This is a genomic window from Tenacibaculum aquaeponti (assembly GCF_052084715.1).
GTDB lineage: Bacteria > Bacteroidota > Bacteroidia > Flavobacteriales > Flavobacteriaceae > Polaribacter.
Genome location: NZ_CP197288.1, coordinates 796439 through 814160 on the forward strand (window position 1 = coordinate 796439; position 17722 = coordinate 814160).

Annotated in this window: 18 protein-coding genes; 7 read left to right on the forward strand and 11 right to left on the reverse strand. The window is 30.3% G+C overall.

From position 1 onward, the window contains the following. Positions 1 to 86 precede the first annotated feature (86 nt). A complete protein-coding gene (locus tag ACSIGC_RS03645; RefSeq protein ID WP_442266804.1) occupies positions 87 to 449 on the forward strand; it encodes a DUF4440 domain-containing protein in 363 nt (120 codons plus the stop codon). A gap of 237 nt (positions 450 to 686) precedes the next feature. Then, positions 687 to 1082 carry a lipocalin family protein gene (locus tag ACSIGC_RS03650; RefSeq protein ID WP_442266805.1) on the forward strand — a complete coding sequence of 132 codons (396 nt, stop codon included), beginning with the start codon at positions 687 to 689 and terminating at the stop codon, positions 1080 to 1082. A gap of 46 nt (positions 1083 to 1128) precedes the next feature. On the opposite strand, the gene recR is transcribed toward ACSIGC_RS03650, so the two are convergent. After that, a complete protein-coding gene (recR, locus tag ACSIGC_RS03655) occupies positions 1129 to 1746 on the reverse strand; it encodes a recombination mediator RecR (RefSeq protein ID WP_442266806.1) in 618 nt (205 codons plus the stop codon). A 124-nt stretch (positions 1747 to 1870) separates the two neighbouring features. Here recR and ACSIGC_RS03660 point away from each other — a divergent pair, with 124 nt between their 5' ends. From ACSIGC_RS03660 to ACSIGC_RS03680, 5 genes are all read left to right on the forward strand, one after another. After that, positions 1871 to 3334, forward strand: coding sequence for an aminoacyl-histidine dipeptidase (locus ACSIGC_RS03660; RefSeq protein ID WP_442266807.1), 1464 nt, complete (start codon positions 1871 to 1873; stop codon positions 3332 to 3334). 54 nt (positions 3335 to 3388) lie between these two features. Further along, entirely contained in the window at positions 3389 to 3976 is a 588-nt protein-coding gene (locus tag ACSIGC_RS03665) for an ACP phosphodiesterase (protein WP_442266808.1), read from the forward strand. Between the two features lie 31 nt (positions 3977 to 4007). Beyond that, on the forward strand, positions 4008 to 5687 hold the full coding sequence (gene ggt / locus ACSIGC_RS03670; RefSeq protein ID WP_442266809.1) for a gamma-glutamyltransferase: 1680 nt from the start codon (positions 4008 to 4010) through the stop codon (positions 5685 to 5687). A 54-nt stretch (positions 5688 to 5741) separates the two neighbouring features. Continuing rightward, positions 5742 to 6071: a YbjQ family protein gene (locus tag ACSIGC_RS03675; protein ID WP_442266810.1), complete on the forward strand. Its 330-nt coding sequence runs from the start codon at positions 5742 to 5744 to the stop codon at positions 6069 to 6071. A gap of 445 nt (positions 6072 to 6516) precedes the next feature. Next, positions 6517 to 7080: a TVP38/TMEM64 family protein gene (locus ACSIGC_RS03680; RefSeq protein ID WP_442266811.1), complete on the forward strand. Its 564-nt coding sequence runs from the start codon at positions 6517 to 6519 to the stop codon at positions 7078 to 7080. Between the two features lie 391 nt (positions 7081 to 7471). Here the strand turns inward: ACSIGC_RS03680 and ACSIGC_RS03685 are convergent, their stop codons facing one another. The 10 genes from ACSIGC_RS03685 to ACSIGC_RS03730 form a co-directional block, all read right to left on the reverse strand. Further along, positions 7472 to 8644 (reverse strand): hypothetical protein, encoded by a 1173-nt coding sequence (locus ACSIGC_RS03685; protein WP_442266812.1) that lies wholly within the window; start codon positions 8642 to 8644, stop codon positions 7472 to 7474. Between the two features lie 6 nt (positions 8645 to 8650). After that, positions 8651 to 9955: an eCIS core domain-containing protein gene (locus ACSIGC_RS03690; protein ID WP_442266813.1), complete on the reverse strand. Its 1305-nt coding sequence runs from the start codon at positions 9953 to 9955 to the stop codon at positions 8651 to 8653. A gap of 57 nt (positions 9956 to 10012) precedes the next feature. Then, the gene (locus ACSIGC_RS03695; protein ID WP_442266814.1) at positions 10013 to 10483 is read right to left on the reverse strand and encodes an SET domain-containing protein; all 471 of its coding nucleotides are present in this window, start codon (positions 10481 to 10483) and stop codon (positions 10013 to 10015) included. 6 nt (positions 10484 to 10489) lie between these two features. Next, on the reverse strand, positions 10490 to 11170 hold the full coding sequence (locus ACSIGC_RS03700; RefSeq protein WP_442266815.1) for a hypothetical protein: 681 nt from the start codon (positions 11168 to 11170) through the stop codon (positions 10490 to 10492). Positions 11171 to 11188: 18 nt separating this feature from the next. Continuing rightward, entirely contained in the window at positions 11189 to 11707 is a 519-nt protein-coding gene (locus ACSIGC_RS03705) for a hypothetical protein (RefSeq protein ID WP_442266816.1), read from the reverse strand. Between the two features lie 12 nt (positions 11708 to 11719). Beyond that, positions 11720 to 13072, reverse strand: coding sequence for an ATP-binding protein (locus tag ACSIGC_RS03710; protein WP_442266817.1), 1353 nt, complete (start codon positions 13070 to 13072; stop codon positions 11720 to 11722). Then, a complete protein-coding gene (locus ACSIGC_RS03715) occupies positions 13062 to 13985 on the reverse strand; it encodes a hypothetical protein (RefSeq protein WP_442266818.1) in 924 nt (307 codons plus the stop codon). Before ACSIGC_RS03715 ends, ACSIGC_RS03710 begins: the two co-directional genes overlap by 11 nt. Positions 13986 to 14009: 24 nt before the next feature. Continuing rightward, positions 14010 to 14777, reverse strand: a complete 768-nt coding sequence (locus tag ACSIGC_RS03720; RefSeq protein ID WP_442266819.1) for a hypothetical protein — start codon at positions 14775 to 14777, stop codon at positions 14010 to 14012. A 65-nt stretch (positions 14778 to 14842) separates the two neighbouring features. Next, entirely contained in the window at positions 14843 to 15757 is a 915-nt protein-coding gene (locus ACSIGC_RS03725) for a bZIP transcription factor (RefSeq protein ID WP_442266820.1), read from the reverse strand. 20 nt (positions 15758 to 15777) lie between these two features. After that, complete coding sequence (locus ACSIGC_RS03730) at positions 15778 to 17697, reverse strand: hypothetical protein (RefSeq protein WP_442266821.1); 1920 nt, start codon at positions 17695 to 17697, stop codon at positions 15778 to 15780. Between the last annotated feature and the right edge of the window lie 25 nt (positions 17698 to 17722).

Below are 17722 nucleotides of genomic sequence, written 5' to 3' on the forward strand. Positions count from 1 at the left end.
CTAATATTATGAAACACTACTTATTATTTGCTTTAATAAACACAATTTGTTTTTCAAATTGCAAGGCACAAAACCAAAACGAAACTATGGAAAAAGAAATTAAAAATATCGTACTTAATTTAGAAAATGCAACATCAGAAAGGAATATTTCAAAAATAAAAGAATATTTGCATAAAGATTATCGAGTAGTTGCTAATAGGTTTAAAGGTTCAAAAACTACAACAATCATCACAAAGAAAATGTATCTTGAAATGATGAAAGGAAACAAAATTGGCGGAACTTCTTATCAAACAGAATTTAAAAAAATAAGTATTACAGAACATACCGCAATTGTAGATGTTCTTTTCAAGTCCGATAAGTCATCCAATATGCATAAATACTTGATTTTAATACAAGATGAAAATAATAATTGGAAAGTAGTAAGCGATATTCCAATTGTGATAGAGTAAAATTGAAGCGGTAAATAACTACTACCAACAACGTGTATAAAACATAGCAATTATATACCAAATTTTTTATTTAGTTATATTTGTTAAAATAAATTAAACGTAAAATAAGAAATTCGGCTCGTGCTAAACACTAAAAGTTAGCGTTTATTTATATACTACGTTTCATAGACAAAACGTTGTCTTTTTTGGTAAAATTTAATTAGATTTGCCCCTCCTAAATAAATTATTAAATACATTATGAAAAAACTATTATCAATCGCAGCAGCTCTTTTATTAGCTGTTTCTTGTTCAGATGATGACAACACGGTAACTGATCCTATCATTGGAACTTGGAAATTAGAAAAACAAGTTACACAAGACAACGGTCAAACTATTGATGAAACTAATGAGTGTACTAAAAAATCTACCTTAGTTTTTAATAGTGACGGTACAACTACTAGTGAATTTTATGGAGGTACTGACGCTACAAATTGTAATTCTGATGGAGTAGATAAAGGTACTTGGAAAAGTAATGGAAGTGGTGTTTATGAGTTTTTAGAAGATGGAGGAACTACTCCAGATGTAATAACTATTAATTTTACTGATAACAATACTAAATTTACTTTTGGTTCTGTTACTTGGAAAAAACAATAACAATACAATAACTCCCAATAAAAAACGCCTAAAATTAGGCGTTTTTTTATTGTTTTAAACTATTTTCAAATGGTATTCGATTAATAATACTTCGTCCAAGAGTAACTTCATCTGCATACTCTAACTCATCTCCTACTGAAATTCCTCTAGCTATTGTTGATGTAGTAATAGCAAAATCTTCTATTTGCTTATAAATATAAAAATTTGTTGTGTCTCCTTCCATTGTAGAACTTAAAGCAAAAATCAATTCTTTCACTTCTCCTCTTTTCACTTTTTCAACTAAAGGCTCTATATTTAAATTTTGTGGTCCAATACCTTCTATTGGTGAAATTTTTCCTCCTAAGACATGATACAAACCTCTAAATTGTCCAGTATTTTCAATTGCCATAACATCTCTTATATCTTCTACAACACAAACAATTTCTTCTTTCCTGTTAGAATTACTACAAATATCACATAACTCTGTATCGGAAATGTTATAACACTTTTTACATTCCTTAACTTCTGTTCTAAACTGTGTTAGTGCAGTTGTTAAATACTTTGTATTATCCGAAGGCTGTTTTAATAAATGTAAAACTAAACGTAAAGCCGTACGCTTTCCGATACCAGGTAATCTGCTAACTTCATTAACAGCATTTTCAAGAAGTTTAGATGAAAAATCCATATTGCGAAATTACAATAATCTAAGAGAAAGACACAACATAAAAACAAATCATCTAAACCTTAGAATAACTTCTTTAAAAACACCAAAAAACGTACCTTTGATTCATCAAACAAAACTAAAAAGAATGAGTTCAGAAATAAGAAATATTGAACCTAAAGTAGTATGGAATCACTTTGCTGATTTAAATGCAGTTCCTCGTCCTTCAAAAAAAGAAGAGCGAGTAATTCAATTTATGGTTGATTTTGGTAAAAAATTAAATCTAGAGACTTTTGTTGATAAGGTTGGAAATGTAATTATTCGTAAGCCTGCAACTTTAGGAATGGAAGATAGGAAAACAGTTGTAATGCAAAGCCATTTAGATATGGTACATCAAAAAAATGCAGATACAAGTTTTGATTTTGACACAGAAGGAATTAAAATGTTTATTGATGGAGATTGGGTAAAAGCAGAAGGTACGACTTTAGGAGCTGATAACGGATTAGGAGTTGCTTCTATTATGGCTGTGTTATCTTCGAATGATATTACTCATCCTGCAATCGAAGCTTTATTTACTATTGATGAAGAAACTGGCATGACTGGTGCAATGGGACTTGAAGGCGGAATTTTAACTGGTGATATTCTTTTAAACTTAGATACTGAAGAAGATGATGAAATTGGAATTGGTTGTGCTGGTGGTGTAGATATTACTGCAACAAGAACATACGAATCAGAAAATACCCCAGAAAACACAACTGCTTTTGAACTTTCTGTAACAGGGTTAAATGGGGGTCATTCAGGAATGGATATTCATAAAGGTTTAGGAAACGCCAATAAAATAATGAATCGTTTATTATTTGACGGGTTTACAAATTATGGTTTACGAATTTCCGAAATTAATGGAGGTAGTTTACGTAATGCTATTCCAAGAGAAAGTTTTTCTACTATAGTTATAGACACAGTTTCTAAAGACCCCTTCTTATTTGAATTAAATGAATTAATAAATGAAATAAAAGGTGAGTTTGCTTCTTTAGAAGAAAACTTAACTATTGAACTTAAAGAAGTAGAAACTCCAGAAACTGTAATGGACTTAGGTGTTCAAATCGGTTTAATAAAATCTATTTATGGGGCCTTAAACGGAGTTTACCGTATGAGTCCAGATATTAAAGATTTAGTAGAAACATCTAATAATGTAGCTCGTGTAATAGTTAAAGATGGAGCTATTAAAATTGGATGTTTAACACGTTCTTCTTCTGAAACAAACAAGTGGGATTTAGCAAATTCATTACGTTCTGTTTTCGAATTAGCTGGATTTGATGTTGAATTCTCAGGCTCTTATCCTGGTTGGTTACCAAATACAAATTCAGATATTTTAAAAATACTAAAGTATTTATATATAGAAATGAATAATGCTGAACCACATGTAGCTGCATGTCATGCTGGTTTAGAGTGTGGAATTTTAGGTCAAAATTATCCTGAAATGGATATGATTTCTTTCGGGCCAAATATCAGAGGAGCACATTCTCCAGATGAAAGAGCTCAGATTTCATCAATGCAAAAATTTTGGAAGTATTTATTAGAAATTCTAAAAAACATACCTAAAAAGGATTAATGTTAAAAAACCACAAACAAATTTTGTTTGTGGTTTTTTCTTTACATTTAGCCTATGAATTTTTTGGCTCATCTCTATTTATCTCCCCCAAACAATACTGAAATTATGATAGGTAATTTTATTGCCGATCATGTTAAAGGGAATAAATTCAAGCATTTTCCAGAAGACATTCAGCGAGGCATTTATCTTCATAGAGCTATTGATACATTTACAGATTCAAACGAAATTGTCCGTATAAGTAAACGTCGATTACATGAACGTTATGGACATTATGACGGGATAATAATAGATATTTTTTACGATCATTTTTTAGCTAAAAATTGGAGTGATTACTCACAAATTCCTTTAGATGTTTATACCAATAGTATTTATCAATTATTTTTAAATAACGAAAAAATACTTCCTGAAAAAACACAAGAACTACTTCCATATATGATTCAGTATAACTGGTTATATAATTATCAATTCATACAAGGAATTCAAGATGTTTTAAATGGAATGAACAGACGCACTAAAGGAAAATCTCAAATGAATTTAGCTATTGAAGATCTTCAATTATATTATACAGATCTTGAAAATGATTTTCAAGCCTTCATGTTTGAATTAATCAATTTTGTAACCAATGAAATCGACAAAATATAATTTTTTATATAATCAAAAAACCTTCAATCAAATGAAACAAAGTTTTGCTTTTCTCTTATGTATAACATTATTCTTAAACTGTAAAAAGCAACCAGAAATTGGCTTAATCACAGAAAAAGCTATGGTTGTTTCTGCTAGAGAAGAAGCTTCTAAAATAGGAGCTAATATTCTTAAAAAAGGTGGTAATGCCTTTGATGCTATGGTAGCTACTGAACTAGCCTTAGCAGTTTCTTTTCCTTATGCAGGAAATATCGGTGGCGGTGGTTTTATGGTTTATAGAAAAAATAATGGTGAAATTGGTGCTTTGGATTATCGAGAAAAAGCTCCTTTAGTTTCAACAAAAGATATGTACTTAGATTCTCTAGGAAATGTTATTAAAGGAAAAAGTACAATTGGAGCAACAGCAGTTGGTATACCTGGAACTGTTGCTGGAGTTTTTGCTGCACATAAAAAGTTTGGTTCGCTTCCTATAGAAGAAATTATACAACCGGTTATCAATTTGGCCAAAAAAGGTGTTGTTGTAACTCAAAAGCAAGAAAATCGTTTAAAAAAGCATACACCAGATTTCAGAAAAGCAAATGCTGAAACTATTTTATTAGATAATAATTGGAAAAAAGGCGATACTATAAAATATGTTTCTCTAGCAGAAACATTAACTCGAATCCAAAAAAATGGTCGAGATGAATTTTACAAAGGGGAAACAGCAAAAATATTAGCTAAATTCATGCAAGAAAACGGAGGGTATATTACTGAAGAAGACTTAGCCAAATATGAAGCTAAATGGAGAACTCCGATTGTATTCAATTACGATGATTTAAAAATTATTTCTATGGCTCCGCCTTCTAGTGGAGGAATTTGTTTAGCACAAATTATGAATGCTATTGAACCTTATGATTTAGATAAATATGGACATAATTCTGCTAAATCTATTCAAGTAATTACTGAAGCTGAGCGAAGAGCTTATGCTGACAGAAGTTTTTTCTTAGGTGATCCTGATTTTGTAAAAATTCCAAAAGAAACTTTAATCAGTAAAACTTATAGTACTTCTAGAATGGAAAACTTTTCTTTTGATAAAGCTACTTCTTCTAGTGATGTTTCTCATGGTAATATCACATTTTCTGAAAGTAATGAAACTACCCACTACTCTATTATAGATCAATTCGGAAATGCAGTTTCTGTAACTACAACTATTAATGCTGCTTTTGGTTCAAAATTATATTGTAGCGAACTAGGTTTCTTTTTAAATAATGAAATGGATGATTTTAGTAGCAAACCTGGGATACCAAACATGTTCGGTTTAGTTGGCGCAGAAGCTAATAAAATTGAACCTGAAAAAAGAATGCTAAGTTCTATGACACCTACTATTGTTGAGAAAAATGGAAAATTATTTATGGTAGTTGGAACTCCTGGTGGTTCTACAATTATCACTTCTGTTTTACAAACAATTTTAAATGTTCATGAATATAAAATGGGAATGCAAGAAGCCGTAAACCAACCTCGTTTTCATCATCAATGGTTACCAGATGTTATTAAAATGGAGCCCAACGGCTTTTCCGAAGAAATTAAAAACAAATTAAAATCTTTAGACTATAAACTAGATGAAACTAACTCACCTGTAATTGGTAAAGTCGATGCTATTTTAGTACTTCCTGATGGCAAATTAGAAGGTGGTGCAGATCATAGAGGTGATGATAAAGCTGTTGGTTTTTAAATATTCGAATGTAACAACACATTCTTTTCTACTACTAATATCAAAATATTAATTATGATTTTAACAACAACTAACTCAATTGAAGGGCACAAAATAACTGAATATAAAGGAATTGTAACCGGTATTTCTTACAATTCATCTTACAATTACAACGGAACTAAAATGTCTTTTAAAGATATGTTTAGTATGAAAAAGTATTATGAAGCTTATGAATTAGGTTTAGAAGGCATTAAAGAAGAAGCTTTTCAAAAACTAAAAAACAATGCTGAAAAGCTAAATGCTAATGCTGTTGTGGGAATTAAAATAGATATTGAAACTGTATCTAGTTCTAATGTTTTAGTTGTTTCTATTACAGGAACAGCTGTACGAATTTCTCCTAAATAAAATATAAATGTCAACCAGATACGAACGCAAAAGAAGAAAAGCTAATAAATTAATTATTGGCTTTTTTATTCTTTATAATATATTGTTAATCTTAATCAATCTCAATCTATTACCTCTGTTTGATATTTATTTGTTCTTTCTATTTTTTATATACTCGCCTTTAGGACTGATTTTAATCGTTATACTTTTTTTGTTTTTAGTAATTACAAATGGAATAAAAAGTAAAATCGTTTTATATGGTTTTTATTTAGTACTACTTTCTATTTTATTGGTATTCTTTACCCCTAAATTATTATTTAACTGATAACTAAGTCATTTTACACTTTTTAACTACAATTTCTTTATTTTTAAAACAGAAGTAACATTTCTTTTAAATGGTCGTCTTATCAAGTAAATTCTAGAAATAGAATAATAATTGCACTATTAACCTTTTTTGAAGAAAACTATGTTAAAGACAGGAAAAAAAATCTTTTATATACTATGGGGAGTATTACTTATTTACCTTTTATATCGCTATGTAAAAAATCCAGAAATATTCTCTGTAGATTACATCAAAGACTTCATTAGTTCTTATAAGGGACAAATAATGACTGTATATATTCTACTATCACTTATACGAGGATTTTTCTTAATTCCGAGTACACCTTTTGTAATTACTGGAGTTTTATTATTTCCAGATCAACTACTCTTGGTATTAATTATATCTATGGTCGGAATTATGTTATCTGCCACATCTTTATATTATTTTGCAGATCTCTTAGGTTTTAGTGAATATTTAGAAAAAAAATATCCTAAGAAAGTTAAAAAATGGGAAAGCAAACTTCAAAGTTCAAAAGCTACATATTTAGTGTTTGGCTGGTCATTTTTTCCTTTAGTTCCAACTGACATTATTTGTTATGTTGCCGGAATTATTAAAATGCCTTTTAAATATATGTTTACAGGTGTATTCTTAGGGGAATTAATACTAGTCACCTTTTATGTGTATTCGGGTAATATGCTCAAACTATAATATACTTTTCTCTCTATATACTCTTAAATCAGTTTTTATAAGTATCGGAACTTCTCGATACCTTACTACAACTTGTAGCTAGTTTTTGAGTACTTATGAAATACTTAGCCTATCAAAATTTAAATAATCAGCTAAATACTTTAGAGGAATTGTATAAAAATCTTTAACTAGTAAATTAACTACTGAACTAGAACAATTAGATAAACTTAGAGAAAGTATACTTATAGCTATAAGGTTTACTACTTGAACTTAAAGTAAATTAAAAACCACTAAAAACTCTGTTTTATAATTTGAGTTTTTGATGGTTGTTTTTTTATATTTTAAAAGGATTAATTAATGTAATTTTCTTCATCTATTTAGTTAGTTCTCTTAATAAGAGAAATGATTTAATTTACATATTTTGGCTGTAATCTTCCAAAAATGTAGGAAATGACATTTTTCCATAAGTTTCAGGATCTATAGATTTTGCAGTTTCATAATCTTTACGTGCGTATTCCCAATCTTGGATATATGAATAATCAATTGGTGCTTTAGGTGGATTAGGTAATTTCTTTTTTTCTTGACCTTTAGGTTTCGAATCAATAGCTTTTGCTTTTGGTCTTTCATCTTGAATTACATGGCTGGCTGTGTTGCTAATACTTATATTCCCTTGAACATCTACAGGCTCTGAAGTAGGATGCATAAATACAGGATCTTTACCATCTAAAGCATATTCTAAAACTAATTTATCTCTCATATCTACTTCTGCTAAATAATCACTACGCTCTCTATTTTCTGCACTATCGTGTGTATAAATTGCTTTTGTTATATCTCCATGTGTTTTGTCTTGTAAATCTTCCTTTCCTATACTAGAAAAATAAACTCCTCTACCATAATGAGTGGTTTTAATTCCTGCATCTACAGAAGGATACATCATTTCGGTATTATTCATTCCTTCTGCACCTGCTTTAGTCGTAAAATGAGTAAATGTATCTTTAGAAGCTATTTTTACGGTTGGGTATTTATTATTATGCTTTTTCATAAAATCATTTTTCTCCTTGCCTTTAAGTTCTTTAGGTAATGGAGGTAGCCAATTAGGATTGGCTCTATTATAGGGATCACGTTCTCTTGCCCCCCAACTTTTATGAAAATCATTTTCTATTGGTTTACGAGAAAAGTCAGGTTCAGGTTGAAGTCCTTCGTACATGATCTCTGGATTGATTTTAACAACACCATCGTCTATAATAGTTGTTGGTGGCTCGTTCATTAGATACTCTAATTTTGCAGCAATATTAGGATGGCTTTCTGCATGTTCTCTTATTAAACTTTCAAATTGTTTTTGTGATAGTTCATCTGTCTCAACAACCTTTCCATCTCCTAATTTAACTTTACGCAGTTGCATTACATTTGAATTATTTATATGTTGATCTACAGAATGTTTCTTCATTAATTTCCTTTGAGTAATGGTTTCTGATCGATTATCCAAAAAACTGACACACTGCTTTACTTTATTAATCTTTCCTGCAACAGAATTAGCAACGGTATTACTTTTATTCTCTTTAAGTTTATTTGTTTTTATATACATATATCATTAATTTAAACCAAGTGTCATTCTGCTTCCGTTTGTGTTAATCGGAGTAAAGCCTGCATTTATTAAATCGCTAATCTCTTGCCTTGTACCATCATATTCTCTATCATCTCTAGGAGGGTAACGTCTTTGTACAAAATCATTAAATGATTCTCCTTCTTGTCTTTGTCTAGTCCAAGCATTTACCATATTATGGTTTAAGGTTACTCTATAATTTGCTCTTTCTTCTCCTTCTTGTGGTATTCCATTTATAAATCCTTGGATAAATTGTCTATTTCTTTCTTCATTAAATTCTTCTGCTTGGTTATATAAATGTCCTGTTAAAAAAGTTGGTAATTCACCTTGACCTTCATTGTGTTCTTGCTCTAATACAGGTCTAAGCATATTCATATTCGGATACCTATCACTATCTGTTCCTATTGCTAAATGCTGTGGATTCATTGGTAGTACAGGATAGTTATCTTGATTCTCAACTAAATCTTCTACAAACCTTCCTGTTGGAGTATTAATTAGAGTCCCTAAATTATCCCTCCTTTGCTGTGGATCTCCTTGTAGAGCATTAATTATCTGTAATGGATTTTCTTGAGGTAAAACCTGGTTTCTTTGATCCAATTCATCAACTATTGGTAGGTTTAAATTACCCCCTAATCCTGGTTCTTCTTCATCTCTAAATAAATTATCTCCATATAGACCTCCAATTCCCCCTCCTAATAATGCCATACCAAGCCCTAACAGAGGATTTGCTCCTGCTAAAACGAAACCGGCTAACCCTCCAAATGCAGCTACTCCTTTATTAAACATCTGAACAGGAGTTCCACTTGTAGTCTCTTTTTTAGCTAATTGAACAGAATTGCTTATTTCTGTATTCAATGCTTTTGCTCCCATCACATCGGCTTCAGTTTCTAAACCTACATTATCATTAACTTGTGCTCCATTTACAGCAGTGGTCGGTTGTACTCTACCTTGTTTTTGTTGTACTACATGCCAAGCTTCATGTGGTACATGTTTTTCTTGTCCGCTAGCCACATGAATATCGGTTCCTTGTGCGTAGGCATGTGCATTTAACTGCGCTGGTTTATCGGAATTGTAATGTACCTTTACATCATCCATTGCATACCCTGACAGATTCTCTATTCCTGCTTTTAAATTGTCTGACAATCCTGTATTATTCTCTTTTTTTTGCACTACAGAACTTGAACGATTATCGATTAAAGAGCATCCGTTAGAACCATTTTCTTTTCGCTGACCAATATGTTGGCTAACTGATATTTTGGTTTCTTTTCTTTGAATTTGAGCTTGTTTTTTCACAAGAGGAATGTTTTAATTATTATTCTCTGTCATTATTTTCTTTCTCGCTAGTTGTATCTACATATCTTTATACGAAGACTTACTTTTAGCGAAATACGGTCCAGCAGTATCATAATCTGTGGTAATTTCTTCTCCTTCTTTTATGGCTTCATTTGTTTTAAGAAAAAAGTTAGTTCCTTCTTTCTTTATACTTGCATTTGCATTTTTATTGGATTGATGATTTATTAAAGCCCCAAAATCACTCGTAATATCTACTCCTATATTTTTATCTAATGAGGCTACTTTACCTAATTTTTCTTCTTTTTTCAAACCTTTACCTGCCATAACTCCTTTGCCATGTATTGGTGAATTATCTATAAACCATTTCTTATTTTTAAAAGATTCAGGCAAACGATCTTTATTCCACATTTTTAATTGTTGCGTTGTCTCTAATCTATTATCTGTTATACTTAACGGGCTATGAATTCTAGATGACTCACTAGTTTTTTGCGTACTATTTGACTTTGTATGTTTTAAGCTCTCGTACATACCTTATTAATATCCACTTGAAGGATCAAACTGTTTTTCGAGAGCTGCACTATATTGTTCAACAAATTCTTGCGGATTCTCTTTAATAGAATGACCAACTCCTTTAGCTAAAGAAAAACCAGCACCAACTCCGTGAAGTAAAACACCACTACCAAATCCAGAACTTGGATTCCTCCATAAGTCTTTTCCAAATGCTTTCATTAAATCCATATGTCCAGAAAATTCCACTCCGTATTGTTTAGACATAGGTAATCCCTCTGCCCCATGCATTGCTGACAATTGTCGTTGAAATGCCAGAATAGCTTCAGGACCTACTGGCTGCCTTAATAAAGATTGTGCTCCATTTTGACCTGTTATCATTTCTGCCATATTAGCTGCTAATGTATCTTCTCCCGTTCTATAAGGTTCTACAACTTGTTGCAATTCTTCTCTTCCTTTTGGTAACTCTCCAAAACGTCTTGCAAATGGTAATAATTTTTGAGTTGGAAACCCTAATACATTCGCAGTAGCAGTTCCAAGGCCTCCAAAGAACTGAGAATTAAAATTCCCCTCTAAATCTCCTCCTCCTGGCATATCAAAACGTTGAATTGGTTGAGTTCTATTATCCTTCAATTGTATTGCTTCTTTACCTACTTGATTTGCACTAGCTTCTTTTCTTTGTACAGTGTTTGTTTTTTTATATTCCATGATAATTGAGGTTTTGTTTTATTTTGTATGAACAATTACAGGTCCTATAGCTCCGCTATAATCAATAGTAGAGCAATAATTATAGGTGTTAATAATTGCTTTTAGTTTTTCTATATGTGAATTTTCATATGGGAGTTTTATCTTCTTTCCTGTTAATATTTTAATAATGTATGGATTGTATAAAGTCTGCTTTTTAAATAGTTCTCGATAACTGTTTTCATATCCTAAACTTTCTTCATCTGCATTAGTAAAAATATATTGATACTCATATATCAATTCTACTATTTTTTTTGCGAGATAATTCAGTATTTTATCTAAGTTATGATGCTTGCTTTTCAATATTAAAAACAACCTTCTTTTCGCTATTACATATCCTTTTATTTGTATTCCCTTTCTTTCTACACAATAATTGAGTGCTTCTGCAAGTAATATGTTTCTATCAGTTATTGTAAGATTTTTATCCCAAGATTTTATAATGAGTATTAATTGATATATATGTTTTTCTTTGTGGTTTTGTATTACTAATATTGTACTCATTACAGGTTCTATTTACACTAATGAAATTGTTTTATTTTCTTTTTTAAACTCTTTTCGAATACCTTCTAAAAGTTCTTCTTTAGTTACTACAGTAGCACCTCTACTTATGGCTGATAAGGCACAAAACCGTAATACGTTAATAATTGCTCCACCAGCTAATTCATAAGCTTCTGCTATTTTCCATAAATCTATTGAAGTATCTAGTGTACAAGTTCCAGAGAATGCATTTTTCCATAACTGATAACGTTCATTTACTCCTGGCATATCAAAAAGAATCATAGCTTGAAATCTTCTGGTAAATGCGGCATCCATATTTCCTTTTAGATTTGAGGCTAATATGACAACGCCTGGAAAATCTTCTATGCGTTGCAATAAATAGGAAGTTTGCTGATTGGCATGTCGATCGTTAGAACTGTTGGCTTCTGTTCTCTTTCCGAATAAAGCATCGGCTTCATCAAAAAATAGAATCCAATTTTTATGTTCAGCGATATCAAAAACTCTAGATAAATTTTTCTCAGTTTCTCCGATATATTTAGATACAATCATAGATAAATCTACTCGATATACATCTCGTTTAGAAACTTTTCCTAACAATGAAACTGTTAGTGTTTTTCCTGTTCCCGGAGGCCCGTAAAATAAAGCTCTATATCCTGGTTTTATTTTTTTGTATAATTTCCAATCTTTAAGTAAAGTATTTCCATGAGTTAACCAAGCTTTTAATTCTAATACTTGATCCATCACCAAATCGTTTAAAACAACATCTTCCCATGCTAAATGTGTTGTGATTTTTTGTGCAGGAAATGTACTACTGTGTTCTAATTTTGGCATTTCTCCTGACAGGAAGTTATGAAACCAACGTTTGCTTAAGCTTATGATTCCATTGAATTTAGGAATGAATGTTTCTGTGGTTTCTAATGAAAGTATTTGCTCTTTTATTAAGATATTATCTTTATTGAAAATAGCTACAGCATCTTTTCTTAAAGACGGTTTTGTGGCTGCGATTAGAAATAATAAGGTTTGTCCTGTTGGTAAAAACCCGCTATGGTTTTTATCTATCACACCACCAAACTCTGTAAATCCTCTGTCGTAAATTTTATTTTTACCAAAGAAAATATCTAGTACTTCTGGCCTTAGCTGAGGTGCTAAAGTCAGTGCAATAGCCAAGCGTTCGAAAATTGTAAGCTTATAAGTTATTACAAAATTAGCGTACACGCTTTCTTGTATTTGTATATCTGGCATTGGAATATCCATCCAAAAAGGACGCTCGCCTTCGTGCTCTAAGTATGTACTTATTACATTGTGAATTACTTCTTGTAACCAATATACTTCATTTAATAGTGCTTGTATGTTTATTTTATAATCCATAAGAAAAAAACATTTGCTCTATATCATCAAGATTTGCATTTTCCCATTTAAAATATTCTAAAGCCGTATTTGGATTTAATTGATTAGCTTGTAACATATCTAGTACAGAGGCTTGTGGATTTCTTGGTGTTTTATTAGAAACATGGAGATTTTCGTGATAAAATTCATAATCAAAAAAATTAGATGCCCAATCTGCTACTCCTGTTCTTTCTGTTATTAGGTCACTAATAAAAACTTCTAATTTTTCGGGTTGTACTACCAACTTTTTTGCTTTAAAAAATGAAGGTCGTTTATGATTTTCTATTTCATAATATTCTATATCTCTTGCCTGAATAGTTTTAGAATTTGCATTTCCAAATAACTCTATTAGTCCAGCACTTTCGGTTTCTGAAGCGATTTCTAATTCTCCTTTATCAGATCCTGAAATAACTAATGTCCAATTTTTAGGCGCTACACTTTCTGTTACTACATATACTTCTCTAAATGAATAAAGTACTTGTGTTAGTTTTATAATGAGCTCTGCTGCAATAGCATTCCAATTAATTATTTTTACAGATTCTGGGTTTGTACTTGTAAAAAAGAAACTACCAAATTCTTTAAAGGATAATACTTGTCTGGTATATCCAAAAGTTCCTTCTATTGGATTTTGTCCGCTATCTCTACCAACAAATGGTTTAGTTACACCATTGCTAAACTTCCAATTGAATTCATTTTGTGGTATTCCGTTTTCAAAAATTACCTCATCTATATCTACTATATTTTTTCTAAAAATATTTCCCAATACAATGATTTCTCCTTTTTGAATTTGAAAAAAATCTCCTGGATATAAATTTTGTTTCAAAGGTTTTGATGGAATAAAACCATTGGTTTTATTATAGAAATCGACATAAAATTTTTTGGTAATATTTATCATCTCCTTATATTTAATTTATTATTGCTATTTTTTATTTTTCTTTCTCCTTTTCTCTAGTCTATTTTGAGCGAGTTTATCTTCTTTAAAATTTTTTCTTTGTGCTTTTACAAATGCCTTTGCTTTCTTACGCAAACTAGGAGGTATATTATCTCTTGTATATCGTTTTTTATCTTTATGTATTTTTTTTGATAGAATTTCCAGATTACTTTCTACATTGTATGAGTAGTTCTTAAACTCTTCCATTTCATTTGAAGATAAATCGCTATCATCATATCTATCTATTTCATCATCTATAGCCAAAAAATCAATCATATGATCTATATCGGGTTGTTTATTTTTTGTTGATTTCTTTTTATGGCTTCTTATTTCCCTTCCTTTAGCATCTAAATTAATAATAGGTCCATCTCCTGCGAAACCTGAACGTAAATTCCCTTTTGAATCGGTTTGACGTTTTATTAGATTTTTTCTTGTGTCTTGAGTTTTTCCAGTGTAAAATGAGCGTCCGCTTCTGTATGACTTTCCTGATTCTCTATAAATTTCATCAGGATCAAATTCTTCTTCAGATGGCGGATTATAATCATAATCACTATTTGATTCTTCATGCATAAAATCACTTTCATCATCTGATTCAGAAATCATTTTTTCATCATCACTGTCTATTCTTTGAATTATACTTTTTAACTGTATTTGTTCTCTATTATCTTCTAAATGATAATTACTTTTATTAGGCGATTTGCCCGTATTTGCTACTGATTGATGTGCTGTATTTATTTTGTTAGGAGTTTTATACATTGGTGAGTTTTATAAAACAAGAGATTGTTTTAAATACTATTTTAACAATCTCTTGTTTATTAACTTTATGAAGCCAAAGCAGCTGCATTTGCAGCTGCTAAACCAGCTTCTAAAGATTGTAATTTTATTGTTGCTTTGTTTAGTCTTGTTTCTGCTTCTCCTAGCTGATCTATCGCTTTTTTATTTGCTCTTAAAGTATTGTTATATATAACTGTAGCATTTGCATAAGCTTTATTAATTAAAGCAACTAAACTTTTATCTTTTGACGGTTTTTCGTTAGCTTTAGTTTCCTCTGATCCTAAGTTATTTTTTTGCTGCTGTAAAATATCTATACAGGTATCAATATCTTCTTGTTTAAGTATATTATTTACAGTTTCTCCAGTTATAAATTCATATAACCTAATTGATTGATAAAACTCTAAAGACATTACTCCTTCTGCCTCGATATTTGTAGTTTGTGAAGTGATTACAGAATTTAAAGCTGTTAATGTAAGCGATACTGCATTGTTAGCATTTGTTCCTGCAGTATTAACCATAGTTACTAAATCATCAGAAATTAATGGATTTTGCGCTTTTTTTCTAATAACTAAATTTGATAGCTTATTAATTACTTCAGCAGAATAAATTAGTTTATTCATTACTTCTTCAATACTATTAGCTACCTCTTTTATCTTAATATCTGATTTGGTTATTCCTACAAATGTAATTTTTGAATTGATTAAAACATTTATAACCTCATCTACAATTTTATCTAAAGACTCTTTATTGGCTAAGGTAGCTTTTTGATTGGTTTTATCGGTTTCTAATTTTGTTTGTAATGCATTGGTTTTATTCGTTAAAGAATCTACAATTGCTTGTAATTGTTCAACTTCGTTTTGTGCATCTTGTACTTCATTAGTTAATGCATCTATCTCTGCTTTCTTTTTCTCTGTAATTCCGTATTTTTTTACTTTTGGTGTAGCTAATGTTATTGGTGCCATATTATTTTATTTTAAGGAAGTTATTTTGTTATTGTGTAAGTGAAAAAATCTGTTTGCTGAGCATCTGATAGAGCTCCAATAAATCGGAAACGTTCGTCTTTTTTAGATGACATTGCTAACACTACAGGAATGTATTGTTTCCCGTTTATTAAACTATTTCCAAAACTATCTGTAGTAGTTATATCTATTTCTAATGAATATTTTTTCTTTCCATTAGAACTCGCTAAACGATAACTTTCTCGTTCTAAACTTTTTGCTATAGTGTAATTGAAGAAAAATTCTGGTTTGTCTCCTTCTATCTCTTGAATTTCTTCCGTTAATTCTTCTTTTTTCTCTTCTAAGGCTTTTAATTCTGAATTTACTCTTTCTAATTCCGCTTTTAACTCATCTAAATCGGTATTTTCAGCTCCTTTGTTTGTAATCTGATCGTTTAAATCTTTGATACGAGATTTTAACTTTTCTATTTTACTTTTATTTTCTTTTTCTAGTTCTTCTACTTCGTTTTTAACTTGAATTAGATCGTTAAATGTTAATAAACCTTTTGTTAATTCTGGACTGTATAACAAAAACATACAACGATACTCTACATCGAAATTAGATTTTTTATCTAAAGTAAAAGTCAACTTATTATTATTAACTTCAATTTTATCTGCATCTGGTGCAACTAATTGATTTTTTAAAGAAAAGGTTGCAGATGGTGCTGTTAAATAATCATCGAATGTATTTATTATTTTTTTATAGCCATTGTCAAAAACTGCAAAAACATAAACCACATAATTCTCTCCAATTTTTATAAATTCACCATTAACATCTTTTAAATATGTTTCGTCTGATGTATCATCTTTTCTTTGATCTTCGGTAAGAACTTGTATCTTTTGAGAATACTTTTTTTCTATTGTACTCGGAATTTTAATATATAAATGTTCCTTTTCTGATTCCGTTATTAATCCTTCTGCGTCTGAAATTGAAAAAAAATTCTTGTCTTTATTTTTTACTAAAAAGATATAATAATCGTTTACAGGATAACCTGGCTTTTTTGGTCCGCTCGTAATTCCTTCTTCTTGCTCATAAGCAAACGGACTTTTATAACTATTAAAACTTACAGTATAAGATGTTGGTCTTCCTTTTACTTCTCCTTCAGCTAAATCTACTTTTAAATCTAAATTTAACTGTTTATTACTTAAATCATAAGCTTCCTGTGTAGATAGATATACAATACCTGAATCTTCTAATGATCCTTCGGCTTTTTTCTCTGTAGAATTTGATGTTGTTAATGCTGTTGTATCTGTTAAAATTGTTTCTGATGCTGTATTAAAATTTGTATTAACAACTTCTAATAATGCTTTTATAGCTGTATCTGTTGAAGTTACTATTTCTGTTAAATTAGCGATAGGTACTTCGGCTATTTCTGCCGAAGCTTCCATACTTAATCTTGAAGTATTTTCAGCTAAATATGCTGTTCCTTCAACACCTTTAGCTACTTTACTTTTATCTGTACATTTTCCATTCATTAATTCATTAGCATATTTACTTTGATCGTAAATTTCAGTTCCATAATCTGCTGCATTTACAATGCTAAAAATACTTCCAACATCACTCGCTAACTTTATAATTGCATTTGTTGCTATTTGAACATTTGCTGCTGCAACTGCTGTATTACTTACTGTTTCTGGAATGAAAGTATTCGCTAGATTCGTTGTAGATAACACATTGGTAGAAACATCACTATCAATAACCATTTGTTCTAAAATGGCTTGTTGTTCTTTGTAGTTTACATTTGCTTTTTGTAGTTCTTCTGCCGCAGTAATTCTAGCTCCTTGTGCATAGTATAACGAAAACATAGAAGCATCTAAATTTGCTTTAGTTTTTTGTAATTTAGTTTCTTGCTCGCTTAGTGTTGATAATATACTAGCTTGCAAATTTTCATTATAAGAGTTCATAAAAAATTGTTTTAGTTAATATTCT